Source organism: Pseudomonas sp. CCOS 191 (assembly GCF_001007005.1).
GTDB lineage: Bacteria > Pseudomonadota > Gammaproteobacteria > Pseudomonadales > Pseudomonadaceae > Aquipseudomonas > Aquipseudomonas soli.
Genome location: NZ_LN847264.1, coordinates 2496621 through 2514995 on the forward strand (window position 1 = coordinate 2496621; position 18375 = coordinate 2514995).

The 18375-nt window shown below is 57.3% G+C and carries 16 protein-coding genes; 9 read left to right on the forward strand and 7 right to left on the reverse strand.

From position 1 onward, the window contains the following. The first annotated feature begins 115 nt into the window (after nucleotides 1-115). Entirely contained in the window at nucleotides 116-577 is a 462-nt protein-coding gene (locus CCOS191_RS11330) for a hypothetical protein (protein WP_046855278.1), read from the forward strand. Nucleotides 578-760: 183 nt separating this feature from the next. On the opposite strand, the gene CCOS191_RS11335 is transcribed toward CCOS191_RS11330, so the two are convergent. After that, entirely contained in the window at nucleotides 761-1075 is a 315-nt protein-coding gene (locus CCOS191_RS11335) for a hypothetical protein (RefSeq protein ID WP_231867484.1), read from the reverse strand. A 321-nt stretch (nucleotides 1076-1396) separates the two neighbouring features. Between CCOS191_RS11335 and CCOS191_RS11340 the strand changes: the two genes are divergently transcribed. The 4 genes from CCOS191_RS11340 (at nucleotide 1397) to CCOS191_RS27215 (ending at nucleotide 5957) form a co-directional block, all read left to right on the forward strand. After that, nucleotides 1397-1834, forward strand: a complete 438-nt coding sequence (locus CCOS191_RS11340; RefSeq protein ID WP_046855280.1) for a GNAT family N-acetyltransferase — start codon at nucleotides 1397-1399, stop codon at nucleotides 1832-1834. A 142-nt stretch (nucleotides 1835-1976) separates the two neighbouring features. Continuing rightward, nucleotides 1977-4601, forward strand: a complete 2625-nt coding sequence (locus tag CCOS191_RS11345; RefSeq protein ID WP_046855281.1) for a hypothetical protein — start codon at nucleotides 1977-1979, stop codon at nucleotides 4599-4601. A gap of 43 nt (nucleotides 4602-4644) precedes the next feature. Continuing rightward, a complete protein-coding gene (locus tag CCOS191_RS11350) occupies nucleotides 4645-5355 on the forward strand; it encodes a hypothetical protein (RefSeq protein WP_046855282.1) in 711 nt (236 codons plus the stop codon). 197 nt (nucleotides 5356-5552) lie between these two features. Continuing rightward, nucleotides 5553-5957, forward strand: coding sequence for an NUDIX hydrolase (locus tag CCOS191_RS27215; RefSeq protein WP_082120398.1), 405 nt, complete (start codon nucleotides 5553-5555; stop codon nucleotides 5955-5957). Between the two features lie 298 nt (nucleotides 5958-6255). Here CCOS191_RS27215 and CCOS191_RS11355 read toward each other — a convergent pair whose 3' ends face one another. Next, nucleotides 6256-6753: an HIT family protein gene (locus CCOS191_RS11355; protein ID WP_046855283.1), complete on the reverse strand. Its 498-nt coding sequence runs from the start codon at nucleotides 6751-6753 to the stop codon at nucleotides 6256-6258. A 199-nt stretch (nucleotides 6754-6952) separates the two neighbouring features. After that, the gene (locus CCOS191_RS27220) at nucleotides 6953-7435 is read right to left on the reverse strand and encodes an AAA family ATPase (protein WP_082120399.1); all 483 of its coding nucleotides are present in this window, start codon (nucleotides 7433-7435) and stop codon (nucleotides 6953-6955) included. 221 nt (nucleotides 7436-7656) lie between these two features. Here CCOS191_RS27220 and CCOS191_RS11360 point away from each other — a divergent pair, with 221 nt between their 5' ends. Further along, nucleotides 7657-8199, forward strand: a complete 543-nt coding sequence (locus CCOS191_RS11360) for an AAA family ATPase (RefSeq protein ID WP_046855284.1) — start codon at nucleotides 7657-7659, stop codon at nucleotides 8197-8199. Nucleotides 8200-8279: 80 nt separating this feature from the next. Beyond that, a complete protein-coding gene (locus CCOS191_RS11365; protein ID WP_046855285.1) occupies nucleotides 8280-8792 on the forward strand; it encodes a GrpB family protein in 513 nt (170 codons plus the stop codon). A 16-nt stretch (nucleotides 8793-8808) separates the two neighbouring features. Here the strand turns inward: CCOS191_RS11365 and CCOS191_RS11370 are convergent, their stop codons facing one another. Then, entirely contained in the window at nucleotides 8809-9735 is a 927-nt protein-coding gene (locus CCOS191_RS11370) for a LysR family transcriptional regulator (protein ID WP_046855286.1), read from the reverse strand. A 123-nt stretch (nucleotides 9736-9858) separates the two neighbouring features. On the opposite strand from CCOS191_RS11370, the gene CCOS191_RS11375 reads away from it, so the two are divergent. After that, complete coding sequence (locus CCOS191_RS11375) at nucleotides 9859-11010, forward strand: efflux RND transporter periplasmic adaptor subunit (protein WP_046855287.1); 1152 nt, start codon at nucleotides 9859-9861, stop codon at nucleotides 11008-11010. 18 nt (nucleotides 11011-11028) lie between these two features. Further along, the gene (locus tag CCOS191_RS11380) at nucleotides 11029-14211 is read left to right on the forward strand and encodes an efflux RND transporter permease subunit (protein WP_046855288.1); all 3183 of its coding nucleotides are present in this window, start codon (nucleotides 11029-11031) and stop codon (nucleotides 14209-14211) included. A gap of 111 nt (nucleotides 14212-14322) precedes the next feature. Here the strand turns inward: CCOS191_RS11380 and CCOS191_RS11385 are convergent, their stop codons facing one another. From CCOS191_RS11385 to CCOS191_RS11395, 3 genes are all read right to left on the reverse strand, one after another. Next, a complete protein-coding gene (locus CCOS191_RS11385) occupies nucleotides 14323-16719 on the reverse strand; it encodes a TonB-dependent siderophore receptor (protein WP_046855289.1) in 2397 nt (798 codons plus the stop codon). Nucleotides 16720-16799: 80 nt separating this feature from the next. Beyond that, nucleotides 16800-17798, reverse strand: coding sequence for a FecR domain-containing protein (locus CCOS191_RS11390; protein WP_046855290.1), 999 nt, complete (start codon nucleotides 17796-17798; stop codon nucleotides 16800-16802). After that, nucleotides 17795-18301, reverse strand: coding sequence for a sigma-70 family RNA polymerase sigma factor (locus CCOS191_RS11395; RefSeq protein ID WP_046855291.1), 507 nt, complete (start codon nucleotides 18299-18301; stop codon nucleotides 17795-17797). Before CCOS191_RS11395 ends, CCOS191_RS11390 begins: the two co-directional genes overlap by 4 nt. Nucleotides 18302-18375 lie beyond the last annotated feature (74 nt).

Consider the following 18375-nt stretch of genomic DNA (forward strand, 5'->3'; position numbering starts at 1 on the left):
GCTTCGTCTGAGGCGGTCAGTCGCGAATGGCTGCTGACGACCCATAGCGGACCCAGGGAGCAATACTTTCCAGTCTTCTACGCTATCAGGAGCGGATCTGAAAGCGAGTGCAGAAATGACAGTCAGCCGTAGAGATGATCTTACCTATGCGATCCTGATGATCACGGCCGTTCTCCTTTACTCCAGCATGGGTGCCGACCCGCTGCACACAGGTCTTGGGTACCTCGTCGCAGTGGCTGCTGTGACGCTTCTACCTGGCTTGATCCTGCGAGCGCCTGCTCTGTTTCTCACAGGAACGACAGTCACAGCCATCGCCACGATGTTGATCTACATGAAAATCATGTCCAGCCTGGACCACACCCAAGGAATGTTGGCGCTTGGACATATGTTTTCCGTGCCCGGCATGTTGACTGGTGCAGGCGTGTCAGCCTGGCTGTTGAGGTATCGCGTGAAAACACGCTTGCCATGGATCGTCGCAGGCATTGGTGTTCTAGGTGCCGCCTTGGGATTCATGGTCGCCCAGATGGTTGTATGCAATACCCTGATGTACTGCGGTGCGCTGTCGCTTGGGGTTTAATGCTGGAGCCGAGTGCCAGCCTCTGGCCGATATCTGATCTCCCCGAAGGGCAGCAACGGGTCGAAAGCAAACGGTCGCGACTGACCGCAATCGTCCCATAGCGGTCAATCTAGTGCTATCTGGCAAGGTCGAGATGCCTGTCTCTGTGGGGAGGCTGCGCGAGTGTTTGGACATCTCCTGGCATCACCACAGCAATGCTTCAACTTGATCAAATCGGTCTGCAATCTTCAAATAGGTTTCTGCCCAACCGCTACTCATACTCGTTTCTTGCAGCGGCCCAGTGGGTGCAAAGATTACGGTGAGCTTCAATCGTTCGGGTAAGGTGCCGGCCTTCAGCAAGTCAAGCAAGCTTTGAAGCTCTTGTATTGCTTCGCTTTCGTCTGCCCAATATGACCAGCAAAAGTCGTTACCTGGAATCGACACCAGCTCGATAGACGCCTCCAGAATCAACGCCAGCAACTCCATCGGAGAAGGGTCACCACGGTTGGGATCGAGCAAGTACCTAACTCTCTCAAGCTTCATAACGCAGCACTCTGGCAAGGAAGTTGACAGCTCGGGATTGTAATCGTTTCTTGGTACTTGGGTTGAAGCGGCTGATTCTGGCCGAAAGCTGCCCTCCACCAACGTCAGCTATGGGTCGAATGCGGTCACTCGCAAATGGCTACTTTCGACCCATAACTGCCAGTGAGTCATGCGCCCGCTCCTACAAAAAACCAGCGGCAGTTTTGGGTTGAAAGCGGCCGTTTGCGTGTCCACTGCTCGTACATCAAGATCTGCTGACCAGAAGGAGTTCGCACCGATTCAAGGAGAGTCGCCCCCATGGAGATCGAACAGATCACGCACCTGCCGCCGCAAATGGCTGCCCTTGAGAAAGAGGCTGTTGCAGAAGGTTTCAGGTTTCTCACCCGACTGATTTCAGATTGGAACTCAGGCGCCACTCGCTTCGATGCACCTGGCGAATGCCTCATGGCAGCGTATCTGAGCCAGCAGTTGGTGGGCATTGGCGGTATGTCTGTTGATCCGTTCACGCCTATCCGTACAGGAAGGTTGCGACATATGTACGTGACGCCTACGTCACGCGGGCAGCAGGTTGGCCGCAGACTGATAAACGCATTGCTTGCCCACGCCTCAATGCATTTTGAAAGCGTGCGCCTGTATACCGATACCTTCGGGGGGACCGCTTTTTATCTACGCTGCGGCTTCGCTCGAACAGAAGACGCTCAAGCGACACACATCGTGCAGCTCAGGAAGCTCTAACAGAGTCAGCTATCGGCTAGCAGCGAACCGCTGGGGCCGCCCATAGAAGCTAAAAAAAATAAAGAGCCGGGAAACTTGTGATCCAGAAAGGGTGAGCTAATGTCTGGAATATGATTGACCAGCTGCCGGCAGGGAGGCATAAATGATTCGCTACCTATCGAAAGCTTTAGTTATGGCCATCATTTCAATTTCGGTTGAAGCCAGCGAAATAGAACGCCGTGTAGACAACGTATTTAATGTTGGGGCCGAAATTCCGATAGAACTCAGGTATTTCACACAGCTCATGGGCGGCAATACACTTGCGGACGCCAGAAACAGGTTCAACTGTTTAAGGAAAACCAACCCTGACATCCCTGTCGCCATCGTCGCCTTCCCTACACCGAAGCTAAAAATCACGCGGCCTTCATCTATCACAGGCATGCGTCCATCATTTCCTTACTCTGTTGTCGTTGCAAGCTACGCTACTGAAATCGAGGCTCACCAATCTCTATACTGGGCAAGAAAGAATATCGATTTCCAGCCCCTTTTCAAATGTCTTGGCTTCGATAAAACAGGTGATCCATCCATTCTCGATGGCCAATTCTATGTGTACGAATTACACGTCAAAAAACAGAACTGGCCACGACTAGTCGAGAGAGCGCCCCTGCCGAGTTTTAATGGCATAGGTTATACTAGGACCCAGTACGCTAGCGTCAGTCAGGATTTCATAGCGCTTATAAAAAGGAAAATTTATACAAATATTGAAGAGGTGAAAGCCGAGCTTGCAGCCATTCGCAGCTTATATCCAGAAATAGCTTTTGCAGCCATCAAACAAGGCGAGTACTACTACCTCGCGGCGGCGTCAAACGTGGAGAAGTCAACGCTTGATGAAGCTATCATGCAGATGCGGAGGCGTGGACTGTACGAATACACCTATCTAGCCAGAATTTCAAGTGAGGTGGAAGTCAGTAAAGTTCAGCAAGCACCCCGTATAGTTGGTATCTTAAGCCAGGCATCCGACTTTGATGTGAAACCTAACTTAGAGACGGTTAAGTCATCCCTGACAATATCGGTTCTCGATATGCAGGACTTGGTATCACCGGTACAGGAACGCGTTAAGTCATGCTTCGACAAGGTTAAAACCAAAGTTTCGTCAACTGGTGAGAACCTTGAGCTAGGCCTACCAATGGAAGAGTTTGCCGCGTGCTCGGGTGTGGTACTGGACAACAAAGGCATCACAAAATGTCTATTGGACTCAAGCTGTACCGGGCTTCGTGTACCGTTGCATTTCAATATTCTTCCCCAGAAACTGGTTCGTGAATGCCTCGCTGGAAATGTCGAGCTTTGTACTGGAACCGTGATGGATCCACTATTTCAAACGGTGTTCAACAGGCTAAACGGGGTGCAATGTCTCGATAACGGTGCGTCGCCGGCCTGCGAGCAAGTCATGACTCTACTCAACAAACTGTGTGAAGACCCCGCGAACTTGGAAAGCTGCACCCTCTACCCGACTTTGATGAGCAGTATCCCCCAGCGTTTCACGGATATGCTGAGCTGTGTGAGGAATGGGCACTGTCAAAGCATCGTGCCTAGACCGCCAAATATTGATGTGGTGGTTGCCCAGGAAGTCGAGCGGATCAAGACGACGACGGAGGGGTTGGTACGCCCAGTGAAAGAAGGTTTAGCAATGCTGAGCAAAACCACTGATGAGCTGGTTATGGCATTCAAGGCGTGCCAGAACCTCGCAGCGTCCAAGGACAACAAGGAGCAAGCCAAGATCTGCTTTGCCAGGTTGTCCCTGACTCCGGATGAGCTGAATACACTCAGTTGTTTCGCGGCGGCCGACGATCAGAACAGAACCGATTGCTTTCTCAAGGATAATCGGCTCAGGGAGGTAGTGACACAGGCAAATTGCTTGAAAGCGGCTGGTACGGATCTGACGGCAATGGCTAAATGCAGTGGCCAGGGAGACTTGGCCAAGATCGAGGAGAAATACAAGTGCGCAACCGGCGAGCAAAGTGCCTTGAAGGCGGTACTCAAATGCAATGACACTCTGCCCCCGGAGATGACCACAGCCATCAAATGCATCGAGTCCAGCAATAGTGTGGAGGACAAAGTGCTGGCTTGTCTCCCCGAACAAAGCGAGGGCGTGAAGACGGCGCGCTGCATTGCGACCTCAAAAAGTGATGCGGAGCGTCTGTCCTGTTTGCACGACGCTATCCCGATGGACCCGACCGCCAAGAAAACGCTAGCCTGCGCTATTGCGGCAAATGGTGATACCCAAGCGACAGCGACGTGCGCCATCGGTGAAATCATCCCTGGCGACCTCGGCAAGGCATTGTCCTGTGGCACTACCTCGACAGGAGCGGTTGATTTTGCGCTTTGCGTCGCGGGGCCACAGATGAATGCCGAGCTTCGTATGGCTGCCGAATGCGCTGCATCCACGGGCGGAGAGCCTATTTCGTTTGCAAGTTGCACGGCGGGGCGACTCACCGTTGCAGAATTGACCAAGTGCATGAGTGGAAAGATTGGTCAGGAAGGCGGCTGTTTTGGGCCGAACAACACAATCGTAAAAACGTTGAACAATGCCATTCACGATCTAACCCACGGCTTGGGCGATGGCAACGATCTGGTCAAGGGCTATAGAGAGCTGCAAGAAATTGGTAACAAGCTAGTCGAGCCGCTGGTTGATCTTGGGCGTACCGTTGGCCGGGTACTTGACGACATCGTGGATGGAGCGAAGCGCGGGGACGTGGGTAGAACCCTGTGTAACTGGTTTGGTTGCTGATTACAGCGTGAAAGCCTGCTGACCCAATATACGAGGTGTTTCAATGAAACTTGCAATTGCATTTGTTTTGTTGCCTCTGTTCTCTTCAGCCGCGGCTGTGGGCGTGACCTTTGACGTGCTGAATGCACCGCCGGCTCAATCTACCTCTTCGACCTGCCAGTCATATTCGATGGCTGTCGGTGTGTCTCTTCTATCGCTCAGTCCGTTCCTGATTGACTCCGAAGCCACCATGAAGGAAAGCGAAACAAGGATAAGGGCGGCGCTGAAAACAACGTGCCCGTCTTGCACTGTGTTCAATCGGGATCACTGGAAATTGGCGCTCGAAGCCTATAGCAGCAATAAACTGACCCTCGGCAGCAAGACGTTTTCCAATATGCCTCTGCTTTACGAATACCTCTATCAAAATGCTGCGATCACACAGAAAACTCCGCTAGACCCTGCCTTGCAGGTTTCCATATCAAAGTCCTCAATCGGATTTTTCCTGTCGGTGACTGAACTTGACGGGAAAAAATATCCCAGCGGACACGTAGTGACTGTCTTGGGGGTCGATGCTCCCAAGGCTAGCAACCCTGGGTACCGTCCTGCGCTGCTCATTCTCAACAGTGGGAGCAAGAACGTCCCAGACCAGCCTGTCAGTGACACCCAATGCATCGCCTGGCCCGACAATGGAAAGCCGAAATACGTAGGCTCCCTGACGTGGGTTTCAAATTATATGATCAAACACAATCGCCTAGATTGGGTTATCAGAAAGTAATGATTGTTCGCCATTCGAGACAACTACCTAACGGCGACACCAGATGCCAAAGCTGTCCTGGGCCTTTTCGTAGAAACCCATTCGTAAGCGGACGGCAAACACACCTTGTGAATCTTTCGTCCTCTGCGGTTTCGATGGCAGCTTGCTTCGCTTATGCTTCCCGCCTCACGCGTAAAGATCGGAGTAGGTGTGACGGCATGGAAGCAGATAAATCTTGTCCTGTAGTTCTGCGAGGCCGAGAAACGCTGGAAATTTTAGCGTTCGAGCATCCGTTAGCAGGCTTTCAGCTGGTCAAAGGCAGTGTCGAGCCAGGTGAGTCAAGCGACCTGGCTGCGGTTCGAGAGCTGAAAGAAGAAGCAGGGATTCAGTCGACAGTTGGGCGACATTTGGGGCAGCGGCGATGCATCGTAACTGGATACACATGGGCATTTCATGAATGTCATGTTGCCCAAGACCTTCCTGATACTTGGATGCATTTTGCAGAAGATGATGGAGGCCATGAATTCAGATTCTTTTGGCATCCGCTCGTGAACGAGCCCTTTGAGAATTGGCATCAGGTTTTCAAGGATGCTTTGAGCTTTCTCCGGAAAAAACTCACTTAAGCCTAAGTGCGATTACAGCTTTTCTTGGGGTAGTCAGGACGGAACCCACTGATGCGGCAGCAGCTGCCCGATCTCACTGGCCCGCTGGGTCGGTATAGAGACATCGTCCCAGAGGAGTGCTGGAAGGAATGGCAGCGAGTACGCACATCCCTCTGATCGCCATTGCTCGCACAGCCGCTCGGGGTCAGTAAATGGCTAGGCCATGCTTCTGCACAGTTTTCTATGGGGCGAAAGCAGCCCGTCGCGAATGACAGCTTTCGACCCAAAGCGGCCAACTGCGTAAGCTAAACTTTCCAGGTCAATGAGGCAGCTCACAATCCAAAGCGCTGCGTAGGGCCGCAATAACGTCGTCAACACAGGGGCCTTGAACCGGTGGCGGCACAGGGCGTTCACAAAATTCCCGCCAGACAAACAGCATCAGTTCTGCGCCATCTGTCTGCAGCAGCGCGCTGTCTATTGAGCCGAAGGTTTGCAGCAGCCTGTACCTTTCGTCGAGCCAGAACAAGGCTTCCACCCAGTCATACACTGGGATGAAGTGGAAGTGAATGGAGTAACCAGCATCATGCCCAAAGCGACCGATATACAAGCGTTTGGGCCGGAGATCCGCTTCGATCGCGTGCTGAATTCGCGCCTGCAACATACCCAACTCTGCCTGTGCTTCGAGCGGCAGTGCTGCCAGGGAATTGGTCATCTGCTTGGCACTGAGCATCAGGTAGCCTGGCAACGCACTGTCCATGCGCTGATTGAGAATCCAGTACCTGGATTCATGGATGATGAAGCTAGACGGTATATCCATGGGGCGGCCTTGAGTGGATCGGTCGCAGAGTAGCGTTGCAGCAGATCTATGTCCGATTTTGGCTGATTGCGGACCGCCGCTTTGGGTTGAAAGCTGCCGGCATTGAAGGGCTGCTACCGTCCCATAGAGGCCATCCGATGTCGGACGTTAGCGGCCCAATGCCGCATTAGAGATAACTCAATCTCGCAGGGGCTACTCGTTATCGGTGAATTTCAATCTGGAGCCCTTCATTCTCATGTGGTGCTCGAAAGTAGCTAGTGATCAGATCGAACTCCGCGTCAGTCGCCGCAAACTCATGCTCACCATGGTGATTACGAATATGCAACCTGTCTCGACAGGTGTCATCGTCCACCTCGATATAGTGGACGCAATGTGAAACCTCGGCGGCGTCAGCCAGGCCGCGCAGCCATTGTCGATCTTGAGGAGTATTGGCAGGAAAATCCAAAACGACAGTCACTCCAGCCCGAAGAACATCAATGACGAGTGGGCCCAGCACCTCCCGAATCTGGTGCGCAAAACGCACATAGTCGGTTACTGACTTGATCTGTCCAGGGTATAGCCGTGAGAGCCAATGATCCTCAGTCAGCAGAACCGTCGATCCTTCAGTTGCCAAACTTTTGGCTAGTGTTGACTTACCGGATGCAATCTTTCCTGAGATGAGATGCAGCACTGGTTTGGGCATAGAGACGTCTCCTTGTCGAACCCCGATGATGCTCATTGAAAAGCGTCGAAGCAATCACCGATCACTCAAACGTCCACTATGGGTCGATACCAGTCATCAATGAACGGCTATCGACCTACAACGGACGCTCAAAGCATGCATGCGCTTGCAGTTGACCGAACCCGCCATTGCCGTACAATCGCGCCCCCAAAAATCAGCAGGCATGGCGAGAGGGAGCTTCAATGCAACGGGTGATGATCATTGGTCAGCCAGGGTCTGGGAAAAGTACCCTGGCGCGCAAGCTTGGCGAGCGCACGGGCTTGCCGGTCGTGCATATCGACACGATTCACTGGCAGCCAGGGTGGGTCGAGCGCAGCCGTGACGAGAAGACGCGTCTTTGCCATGAGGTCGAGGCCCGTGAGCGTTGGATCTTCGAAGGCGGGCACTCGACGACATGGCAAAACCGGCTGGCCCGCGCTGACACGGTGATATGGATCGATCGCTCGGCGCCGCTTCGATTCTTGCGTGTGTTCTTCAGAACGATGCTGAGCCGCGGTCGATCTCGGCCTGACTTGCCGGACGACTGTCCGGAACTGCTGGCCAACCTGCCGGAGTTTTTCAGGTTCATGTGGCGGACGAAAAACTCGTCCCGGGAGGCGATGAAGCGATTCGTGGCGACCGCCCCGTCGGGTTGTCGCGTGGTCTGCCTGCGGTCCAATCGAGATACCGAGGTTTTTCTCGCGAGCCTGGGCGCATTGCCTGATCAGGTGGCGCGAGGTCATTAAAGGCCCGTTCTCGTTTGATTGTTGGCAGACGCCTGCCTTGAAGACGCATCACAACGTTTCAACCTGCCCAAGGATGGCCCATGGCGCTGACCAGCAAGATCACGATCTACAACCCTGAATGGCCGCAGCGGTACGAGGCGGACAAAGTGCTGCTCGCTTCGGCATTCGGGGATGAGCTTCTCGCCCTGCACCATGTCGGCAGCACGGCTGTCCCGCAACTTGCAGCCAAGGCTGAGATCGATGTGCTGATCGAGGTTTCAGAGCATCGCAATGAGGCAGCGCGGGACGAGGTGTTGCTGAAGCTGGGGTATGTACGCGGCACTGACCTGTCGGAAGGACACCATTTCTACCGCCGCAATGTTGGCGAGGTGCGCACCCACAAGATCCATATTTGCAGGTGTGGTCACGATTCAGTCATCCAGATGCTGACGTTCAGGGATCTGCTCAGAAACGACGCCTCCCTCCGGCAGCGATATCAAGACCTCAAGCTCGAGCTGGAGGCTTCCAATACCGGCGGTATGGCTGAATACCTGGAGAGGAAGGGGCCGTTCATCATTGCGGCGTTGCTTGAGGCCGGTGTCAGGCGGTGGTGATGGTCTGCCACAGAGCCTAGGCTTTCTCAAGCTGCGACCACAGGGGATCGCTTGCCATCAACGCCGTTACCCAGTCGGCGAACGCTCTTACTCTCGCCGACAAATGCCGCGTGTAGGGATAGACGATGGACAGGGGCATGCTCGCCATCTGCCAGTGCGGCAGGACCTCGACCAGGGCGCCACTTCTGAAGTGAGGCTCGGCCTCCGCCCTGGGCAGGAATGCGACGCCCAGGCCGGCGACCGCGGCGGCGGCCGTGGCGCTGCCGTTGTTGAAGTACATGCTTGGCGGATGATCCAGGGTGAAGTGCTCGGTTCCGCGGGTAAGGGTCGGGATATATCGCCTGTCCGTGGCGGGAAACTTGAAGCCCAGGTGCTTGTGTCGTGGCAAGTCCGCAGGCGTGTGGATCGGCTCTGCCGACGCCAGGTAGGCGGGTGAGGCGCAAAAGCACAAGCGCATCTGGCCTATCGTGCGGCAAACCAAGTCCTGGTCCGCGACCACGCCGCCACGAATCGCGCAGTCGACGCCTTCCTGGACAAGGTCGACGACGCGCTCGCTGCAGCCGATGTCGAGATGAATCTCCGGGAACCTGGCGGTGAAGTCGGGCAGTGCCGGCACGATGAACAGAATCCCGACCGGTGACGGCATCTCGATGCGCACCCGCCCGCGCACGACGTTGCGGCTCTGGGATACCGAGGCCTCCAGTTCGTCCACATCGTCGATGACCGCACGTGCCCGAGCGTAGTACGCGGCGCCTTCTGTGGTGGGGGAGACCTTGCGGGTGGTGCGGTGCAGCAGCTTGATCCCCAGCAGCGCCTCCAGCGCCTGCAGTTGGCCTGAGATCGTCGTCTTGGCCAACCCCAGCGACTCCGCTGCGCCGCTGAAACTGCCTACTTCGACGATACGGCAGAACGCGCGCATGGCCTCCAAGCGGTCCAAAGCCATTGTCCGGATTTCCGTAAAAACAAAACGATTATGGCTAGTTTATCCGAGTATTTGCTTTTCCTACAGTACGAGCCATGCAACGACTGCACCCTAGTCACTCATCGAAATAGATAGGACAGCCCTGTGCGTGCCCCTTCCGTCAGCGTTACCGCAATCATCATCGCTGCCTTGCTTGCCAGCGGTTGCAGCAAAGAACCAGAGTCGATCGCCGCCAGCCCTCCCGCTGTCGATGTCGTGAGCGCGAAGCTTCGAAACGTCAGGTATTGGGACAGCTTCAATGGTCGCGTGGCTGCCATGGAGTCGGTGGCGATTCTTCCCCGGGTGGGCGGATACATCACCAAGGTGGCCTATGGTGAAGGCCGCGAGGTCCGCAAGGGCGATCTGCTTTTTGTCATCGATCAGCGTCCCTACCGCGCCGCGTTGGACAGCTCGCGCGCCCAGCTGGAGCGGGCGCGTGTTTCGCTGGCGTTTGCCAGGCAGCAAGACCTGCGCGCGCAAAAACTCATCAGTGCCAACGCCGTTTCGAAGGAACTCGCCGAGCAGCGGCGCACGGCCTACGAGCAGGGGATTGCCGAGGTGCACGCCGCCGAATCTGCGGTCGCCACCGCAGCATTGAATCTTGAATTCACCGAGGTTCGATCGCCAATCGACGGTCGTACCAGCCGCGCTCGGCTGACCATTGGCAACCTCGCGGTGGCGGATCAGTCCGTGCTGACATCGGTCGTGTCGCAGGATCCGGTCCATGTCTACTTCGACCCCGATGAACACAGTTACCTGAACTACCGTAAAACGCTCGCGACCTCGGCGAAGGCCGCGGTGCGTATCGGCTTGGCGACTGACAACGGCTTTGCGTACGAAGGTGAGCTGACGTTCGTGGACAACGAAGTGGACGCCGCGACCGGCACGATCCGCGCGCGCGCCACCGTGCGCAACCCGGACAGGCACTTGACCCCGGGCCTGTTCGCCAAGGTCCAGTTTTCACCAGGTGAGGCGGTGCAAGTCGTCGTGGTACCTGATCGGGCCATCCTGACCGATCAGGACAAGCAGTATGTCTATGTGCTCAGCGACGCGAAGACGGCCGAAAAGCGTTACGTCGAAACGGGCAGGCTGCTTGGCAAGCAACGTGTCATCTCGGTAGGCCTGGCCTCGGACGAGCAGGTCATCGTTTCCGAACTGCAGCAGATCTATGCCTCGGGAACCCCGGTCCTGCCCACTGTGCTCGCGCCTGAAAACGATGAGCTGAAAGTTTCCAGCACCCGTCATGACGGACGATGATCCGCAAAGGCTCCCACCATGGATTTCTCTAGATTCTTCATCGACAGGCCGATCTTCGCCATCGTCCTGTCGGTCGTTATTTTTGCCGCGGGCCTGATCGCCATTCCACTGTTGCCGGTCGGAGAGTACCCGGAAGTGGTGCCACCCACCGTGGTGGTGAAAGCGACCTACCCCGGCGCCAACCCCAAGGAAATTGCCGAGTCGGTCGCCGTTACGCTGGAAGAGGCGATCACCGGAGTCGAGGACATGGTGTACATGAAGTCCGTGGCCAGCTCCGATGGCACCCTGCAGGTGGTCGTCACCTTCAATTCGAAGGTCGACCCCGATACTGCTGCCGTTCGCGTACAGAACCGTGTCAGCCAGGCCCTTTCGCGTTTGCCGGAGTCGGTGCGCCAATATGGCATCACCACCCAGAAGCAGTCGCCGACGCCGCTGATGTATGTGGACATGTATTCCGACAACGATGAGTTTGATGCTCTCTACCTGCGCAACTATCTGCGCTTGCACGTGAAGGATGAGCTGGCGCGCATCCAAGGCATCGGCGACGTCGTGCTCTACGGCTCGGGTGATTACGCCATGCGTATCTGGCTCGATCCGGACAAGTTGGCCGCTCGTGGCATCACCGCTGGGGATGCGATCGGCGCGATCCGCCAGCAGAACGTGCAGGTTTCTGCAGGCCAGCTGGGGGCCGAGCCTGCTCCGCGGGATACGGAGTTCCTGGTCTCGATCAACGTCCAGGGCCGCCTGAAAACCGAACAGGAGTTCGCCGATATCATCCTCAAGAGCGGGAGCGACGGACAAGTCACCCGCCTTGCCGATGTGGCCCGTGTGCAACTGGACTCGGGCGACTATACGATGCGCGTGTTTCGCGGCAAGAACCAGGAAGTCGCCATCGGGATCTTCCTGACGCCCGGGGCCAACGCCATCGATGTCGCCAACACGGTATATGCGAAGCTCGACGCGTTGGCCAAGGATTTCCCCGAGGGTGTGCGCTACACCCCAGTCTGGGACCCGACAGTATTCGTCCGTGAGTCAATCAGCGCCGTCCAGCACACCCTGTTCGAAGCGATGGTGCTGATCGTGCTGGTGGTCGTGCTGTTCCTGCAGACCTGGCGCGCCTCGATCATCCCGCTGATCGCCGTGCCGGTCTCGATCGTCGGCACGTTCGCGTTTCTCTACCTGCTTGGCTATTCGATCAATACCCTCACCTTGTTCGGCATGGTATTGGCCATCGGGATCGTGGTGGACGATGCGATTGTCGTGGTGGAAAACGTCGAGCGCAACATCGCGCTTGGCTTGATGCCGCACCAGGCGGCGCACCAGGCCATGCGCGAAGTGTCAGGCCCCATTCTCGCTATCGGCCTGGTGCTGTGTGCCGTGTTCATCCCAATGGCATTCATGAGCGGTGTCACGGGGCAGTTCTACAAGCAGTTCGCGGTCACGATCGCTATTGCCACGGTGATTTCGACGATCAACTCGCTGACCCTGTCGCCCGCCCTGGCGGCCAAGCTGCTGCGTCATCACGACAGCCCCAGGGATCGGCTGACCCGTGGGATGGATTACACCCTGGGCTGGCTGTTGCGCCCGTTCAATCGATTCTTCAATCGCAGTTCGGCACGTTACGAAGGCAGCGTTGCGCGGTTGCTGCCGCGCAAAGGGTTGGTGTTCGTGGTCTACGCAGCATTGCTGGGGGCTACCGGGGTGCTGTTCAAGACGATCCCGGGTGGCTTCATTCCCAATCAGGACAAGCTGTATCTGTTTGCCGGGGCCACACTGCCGCCCGGTGCGTCGCTGTCCCGCTCCGAAGCCGTCGCCCGGCAGATGTCGGTAATCGCCTCAAGCGTGGAGGGCGTTGATTACGCCAACGCTTATGTCGGCATGAATGCGCTGCAGAGCACCACCACGCCGAACCTGGTGACCGCGTATGTCTTGCTCAAGCCCTTTGGCGAACGCACGCGCAGCGCAGCGGACATCAACACCGAGCTGAACGCCAGGTTCGCGGCGATCAAGGACGGTGCCGCCTACGCGTTGCTGCCGCCACCGATCCAGGGGTTGGGCAACGGCTCCGGCTACTCGCTGTTTCTCACCGACCGGGGCGGGCTGGGCTATGCCGCGTTGCAGCAGGCGCTCACCAGGTTCCAGGGCGAGGTTGCCAGCACGCCGGGCATGACTTTCCCGGTCAGTTCCTACCAGTCCAACATTCCGCAACTTGACGTCAAGGTCGACCGTACCAAGGCGCAAGCTCAAGGGGTGGAACTGACGGCCATCTTCGAGACCTTGCAGACGTACCTCGGGTCGGTCTACGTGAACGACTTCAACCTGTTTGGCCGGGTGTATCGAGTGGTCGCCCAGGCCGATTCGAGCTTCCGCCAGACGGCGCAGGATATCGGTAGCCTGCGTGTGCGAAACAGCCGCGGCGACATGGTCCCCATCGCTGCGGTCGTCGATATCGTGCCGACCTTCGGCCCGGATCCGGTGATGCGCTACAACGGCTATCCCGCCGCAGACCTGATCGGCGACGCCGACCCGACGGTGATGTCGTCGGCCGAGGTCATCGCCAAGCTGCAAGCGATCGCGGCCCGCACGCTGCCACGGGGCATCGAGTTGGAGTGGACGGACCTGAGCTATCAGCAGGTCACCCAGGCCAATACCGCAGCGATCGTGTTTCCCGTCGCGGTCATGCTCGCCTTCCTGGTGCTGGCGGCACTGTACGAAAGCTGGACCTTGCCGCTGGCGGTCATCCTGATCGTGCCCATCTGCATGTTCGCGGCGCTGAGCGGCGTCTGGCTGGTCGGTGAGGACAACAACGTGTTCGTCCAGGTCGGCCTGGTGGTGCTCATGGGGCTGGCCTGCAAGAACGCGATCCTGATCGTCGAGTTTGCCCGGGAGCTGGAAATACAGGGGCGAGGCACGGTGGATGCCGCTTTGCAGGCCTGTCGGTTGCGGCTGCGGCCGATCGTGATGACTTCGGTGGCATTCATTGCCGGCGCCGTACCGCTTCTGCTCGGCAGCGGTGCGGGTAGCGAGGTGCGCCATGTCACGGGCGTCACGGTGTTCTGCGGAATGCTTGGCGTGACGTTGTTCGGCTTGTTCCTGACGCCGGTGTTCTATGTCGTGCTGAGAAAACTCGGCGCAGGCATTCCTGTACGTCCTTCCGGCATGGCACAGGACAATATGCTGAACATACTGCCGCGAAACTAAGTGTCGAGCGCCAGAGCCATCGATTTCCAGTCGTGTAAATGCCCTTGGTCTTGCGGCCGTTGATACTGGGTTGAAACCGACAGCCCTGGTTCAGTACGGAGCGTGCGAACGTCAGAAGTTGTATTTGATGCCCGTCATGATGTTTCTTGGTGCACCGTACATACCGTGGTCGCCGGCATAGCTGAGGTATTCGCGGTCGAACACGTTGTTCAGATTGACTGACGCACTCAGGTGTTGGTTGAAGTCGTAGCGAGCCATGAGGTTGGTGACGGCGTAGCTGCCCTGGGTGAAGGTGTGCAGGTCGGCACCGGTCTTGCTCTGCCAGTTCACACCGCCGCCGAGGGTGACCTTGTCCAGAATGCCCGGCAGGCGATAGCTGGTGAAGGTCTTCAGACTGTGGCGGGGCAGGGTGGTAACGATACGCTGGTCGTCAGCGTCGGTGCTCACCGCATAGGCATAACCGGCGGAGGCCTGCCAGCCTTCGGCCAGTTCTCCGTCCAGGGTGAACTCAGCGCCCTTGGTAGTAGTGCCCTGTTCCGACTTGTAAGTGTTGCCGCCTGGGGTGTCGATCCAGATCGCCAGGTTGTCCTGCTCGATCTTGAACAGCGCGATGCTGGAGTTCAGCTTGCCGTCGAAGTGGCTGCCCTTGACACCGACTTCATAGCCGGTGCCTTCCATCGGGTCCAGTGGCTTGTTGTTGATGTCGCGAACCCAGGACGACTGAGGGTTGAAGATTTTCGTATAGCTGGCATACAGCGACCACGTATCGTTGACGTCATACACCACGCCGGCATACGGAATGTAGACGCCGGTTTCCGATTCCTTGGTCTTGGTGTGTTCTGCGTTGTAGGGCTTATCCTCGATGTCACGATGCCAGTCGATCACGCGGCTACCCAGCAAGATGCTCAGATCGTCGGTGGCATGCAGGCGCGTGGCGAGGTAGGCGGCGTATTGGGTTTCGTCGACAGTGGATTTGCCCGTGACGTCGAATTCCGGTTTCACCGAGGCACCGTTCCAGTTCAGCAGGTTGTCGATCGCGCCGGCGGGAGAGCCCGAGTAATCGTATTTCCAGCCGCCGTAGCTTGGCACGCTCTCGTAGTAGTTGGACAAGGTAACGCCGGCGATCAACTCGTGCTCGCGGCCCAACAGGCCGAACGGGCCGGTCAGGTACGCATCGATGTTGTTCTGGCGTGGGATACCGGAGAAGCGCACTGGCAACTGAGTGGTGCCACTTCCGTCCGGGTTGAGGCTACCGTTGACGTAGTTGAAGACTTCGTCAAACTTGTTTTCGGAGTGGGTCAGTTCGATCTTCCCGCTCCAGCCATTGGCAAACTGCTGCTCGATCGAGGTGAAAAAGCTGGTTTGTTCATGGTCGTTGTAAGACCAGGTCTGAGCCGAATTGAGCGAGCGCTTGAGGTTTGTACGAGAGCCGTCAGTGAAGCGGGTTGGCAGGCCGGAGCGCATGGGGGAGTCAACGTCTGTGCGTTGATAACTGAAGCCCATCGTCAGCAGGGTGTCCTCGGTCAGGTCGAACTCGGTAATGCCGTAGATCAGTTGCGAGTCCTGCTTGTAGCGGTCGATCCAGGACTGCTCGGTCTTGAAGTCAGCGACCAGGCGACCGCGTACGTTGCCGGTTTCGGTCAGCGGGCCGGATACATCAAAGCCGGTACCGTAGCGGTCCCAGTTGCCGGCTTCAGCGGTGACGCTGGCCTGAGCCTCGGCGGTCGGACGCTTGCGGATCAGGTTGATCGTCGCTGAAGGGCTGCCCAGGCCGCTGATCAGGCCGGTAGCACCGCGCACTACCTCCACACGGTCATACATGGCCATGCTCTGGGTGTAATTGTCCATGCGCTTGACGGTGGGCACACCATCGATTTCAAAGTTCTGAATCTCGAAGCCACGCGAGAAGTAACCGTCGGATTCGGCACCCTGTCCGTCGCGCAACACGATGATGCCCGGCGTGGCATCGAGGGTATCGCTGAGATTGGTCAGGCGCTGGTCATCCAGGCGCTGGCGGGTCATCACGGTCAGCGACTGCGGGGTTTCCTTGGGGGTCAGGTTCAGACGGGTCGAGCTGCTGGATGAGTAGGTGGTATAGAGCCCGGTACCTTCTGTAGTCGACCCGGGAGCCTTGCCCGAAATGGAAATGCTCTGAAGCTCCAGGGCGGCAGAGGCTGGTGCGCGCAGGAGGGTGTATCGCCCATCCGGCTGGCGAACCGCAATGAGTTGGCTGCCCTCGAGTAGCGCCTGTAAAGCGCCGTCGACCGTGTAATCACCATTCAAGCCCTGGCTGTTTTGCCCGGCAATCAACTCATTGGGAAACGACAACAACAAGTGGGCTTGCTGGCCCAGTTGATTGAGCGCAGCGCCCAGTGGCGCCGGGGCAATTTCGTAGTGCTGCACGTGGCTATCGGCGGCTGCCCAGGCTGGCGCTGAAGTGGCGAGCAGAACCGCTGCGGTAGTGGCGAGCGAGGTTACGTAGTAGGAGGAAATACTGCGGTGATGCATGTGAAGTTTCCCGATGATTTTTGATGTATGGCCTATGAGTCTCGCCAGAAATCAAAACGGCTCATCGAGGACGAAAAAACTCAAACGTTAGCGGGCAGGGGACGCAAGTTGATCCACAGGCGAGTGAAACGCTGTACATCCAGTTTCAGTGTCTGGGCGACGGCATCGATGATTCGATCACTGTCTGCCAGCGGGTAGGTGCCCCATACACGCAGGTTGGCCAAGGCGGCGTCGCACCCCAGATGCCCATGACGATACCGGCCAAGTTCATTGAGGAACGCCTGAAGCGGCTGGCCGTTGGCGACGATCATGCCTTCGGCCCAAGCGGGAGTGGATGCTTGCATTGCCCCCTGGTCGAGCATCCCGAGCGGCCCGAAACGCGCCAGCTGTCCGGCTTGCAGGGTAGTCCAGGAGCTGGCTTGAGTCGGCAGGACGTCAAGCGAGCCACGATAGACCGCCAACTGGGTCGAGCCATTGTCAAACTGCCGCATCGTGAAACGCGCCGAGGACGCCTGCGCCCGAACCTGAGCGGTTTCGATAAACAGCGCCGGGTTCAAGGCAGTGTTGATCAGAACCTCGCCGCTGAGTAATCGCAGGTGCCAGCGCTGGTCAGTCGCGCGAGCATTGATCGCACTACGGGTATTGAGTTCAAGCGACAGATCCGAGGCCAGCGCAACACGTCGCTGCTCGCCCACACCCGTGGTGTAGTCGGCACTCATGCGCGACACCAACTCGCTATCTCGACTCAACCAGGCACCGGTACCTGCAGCCAGCAGCAAGGCCAGGCCCTTTATTGCCCGACGCCTGCTCAGCCCTTCCTGGGAGGGGAGCAACAGGGCCTGTCGGGCGAGGCCTGGATCACCTTGGGTGCGCAATGAGTCGAGCTGCGCCCCCAGCGCCAAGGCTTTTTCCCAGGCCAGCTCATGCAAGGGGTGTTCACCACGCCACGCCATGAAAGCGGCCTGTGCGGGTGAATCGAAATGGGCCTCCTGCATATCGAGCCACCATTCCATGGCTTCCTCACACATCTTCGGCGATAGCGAGGGTTCTTGGCCAAAGGCGTTTGCGGGGATAGTCATTGCAGCGATTCCGTCACCAGCATGCATCGCGCCCCCGCCTTGATGATATGGCGCTTGACGGTAGCGATTGAAATACCCAGCCGCTCGGCAATTTCTGCGTGGCTGAGCCCATCGAGTTGCGACCAGAGAAAAGCCTTCTTGACGGCGATATCCAGTTCGCACAGCGCTTCGTCGAGTCGTACCAGCGTCTCGAAAAGAATCAATTGGGTCGCCAGATCCGGCAGTACGCTTTGGTCCTCGGTCTGCAGCGCCTCCAGATAGGCTTTTTCCAGGCGTGCGCGGCGGTAGTGGTTGGACAGGACACTGCGTGCCACCTTGGCCAGAAAAGGCCGAGGCTGGCGGATTTCCAGCGCCTCGTTGCTGGCCAACAGACGCATGAAGGTGTCCTGCATCAAGTCAGCAGCGCGGTGTGAGCAGCTCAATTGCCGATAAAGCCAGCTACGCAACCAGCGGTGTTGCTGTTGGTAGAGAGCAGTGAGCTGAGCGGTATCGATGGATGCCATGAGCTGCCACAGAACTGGTGCAAATGAGACTTAGTATCATATGAGACTAATGGAGTATCGACAAGAATGCACAA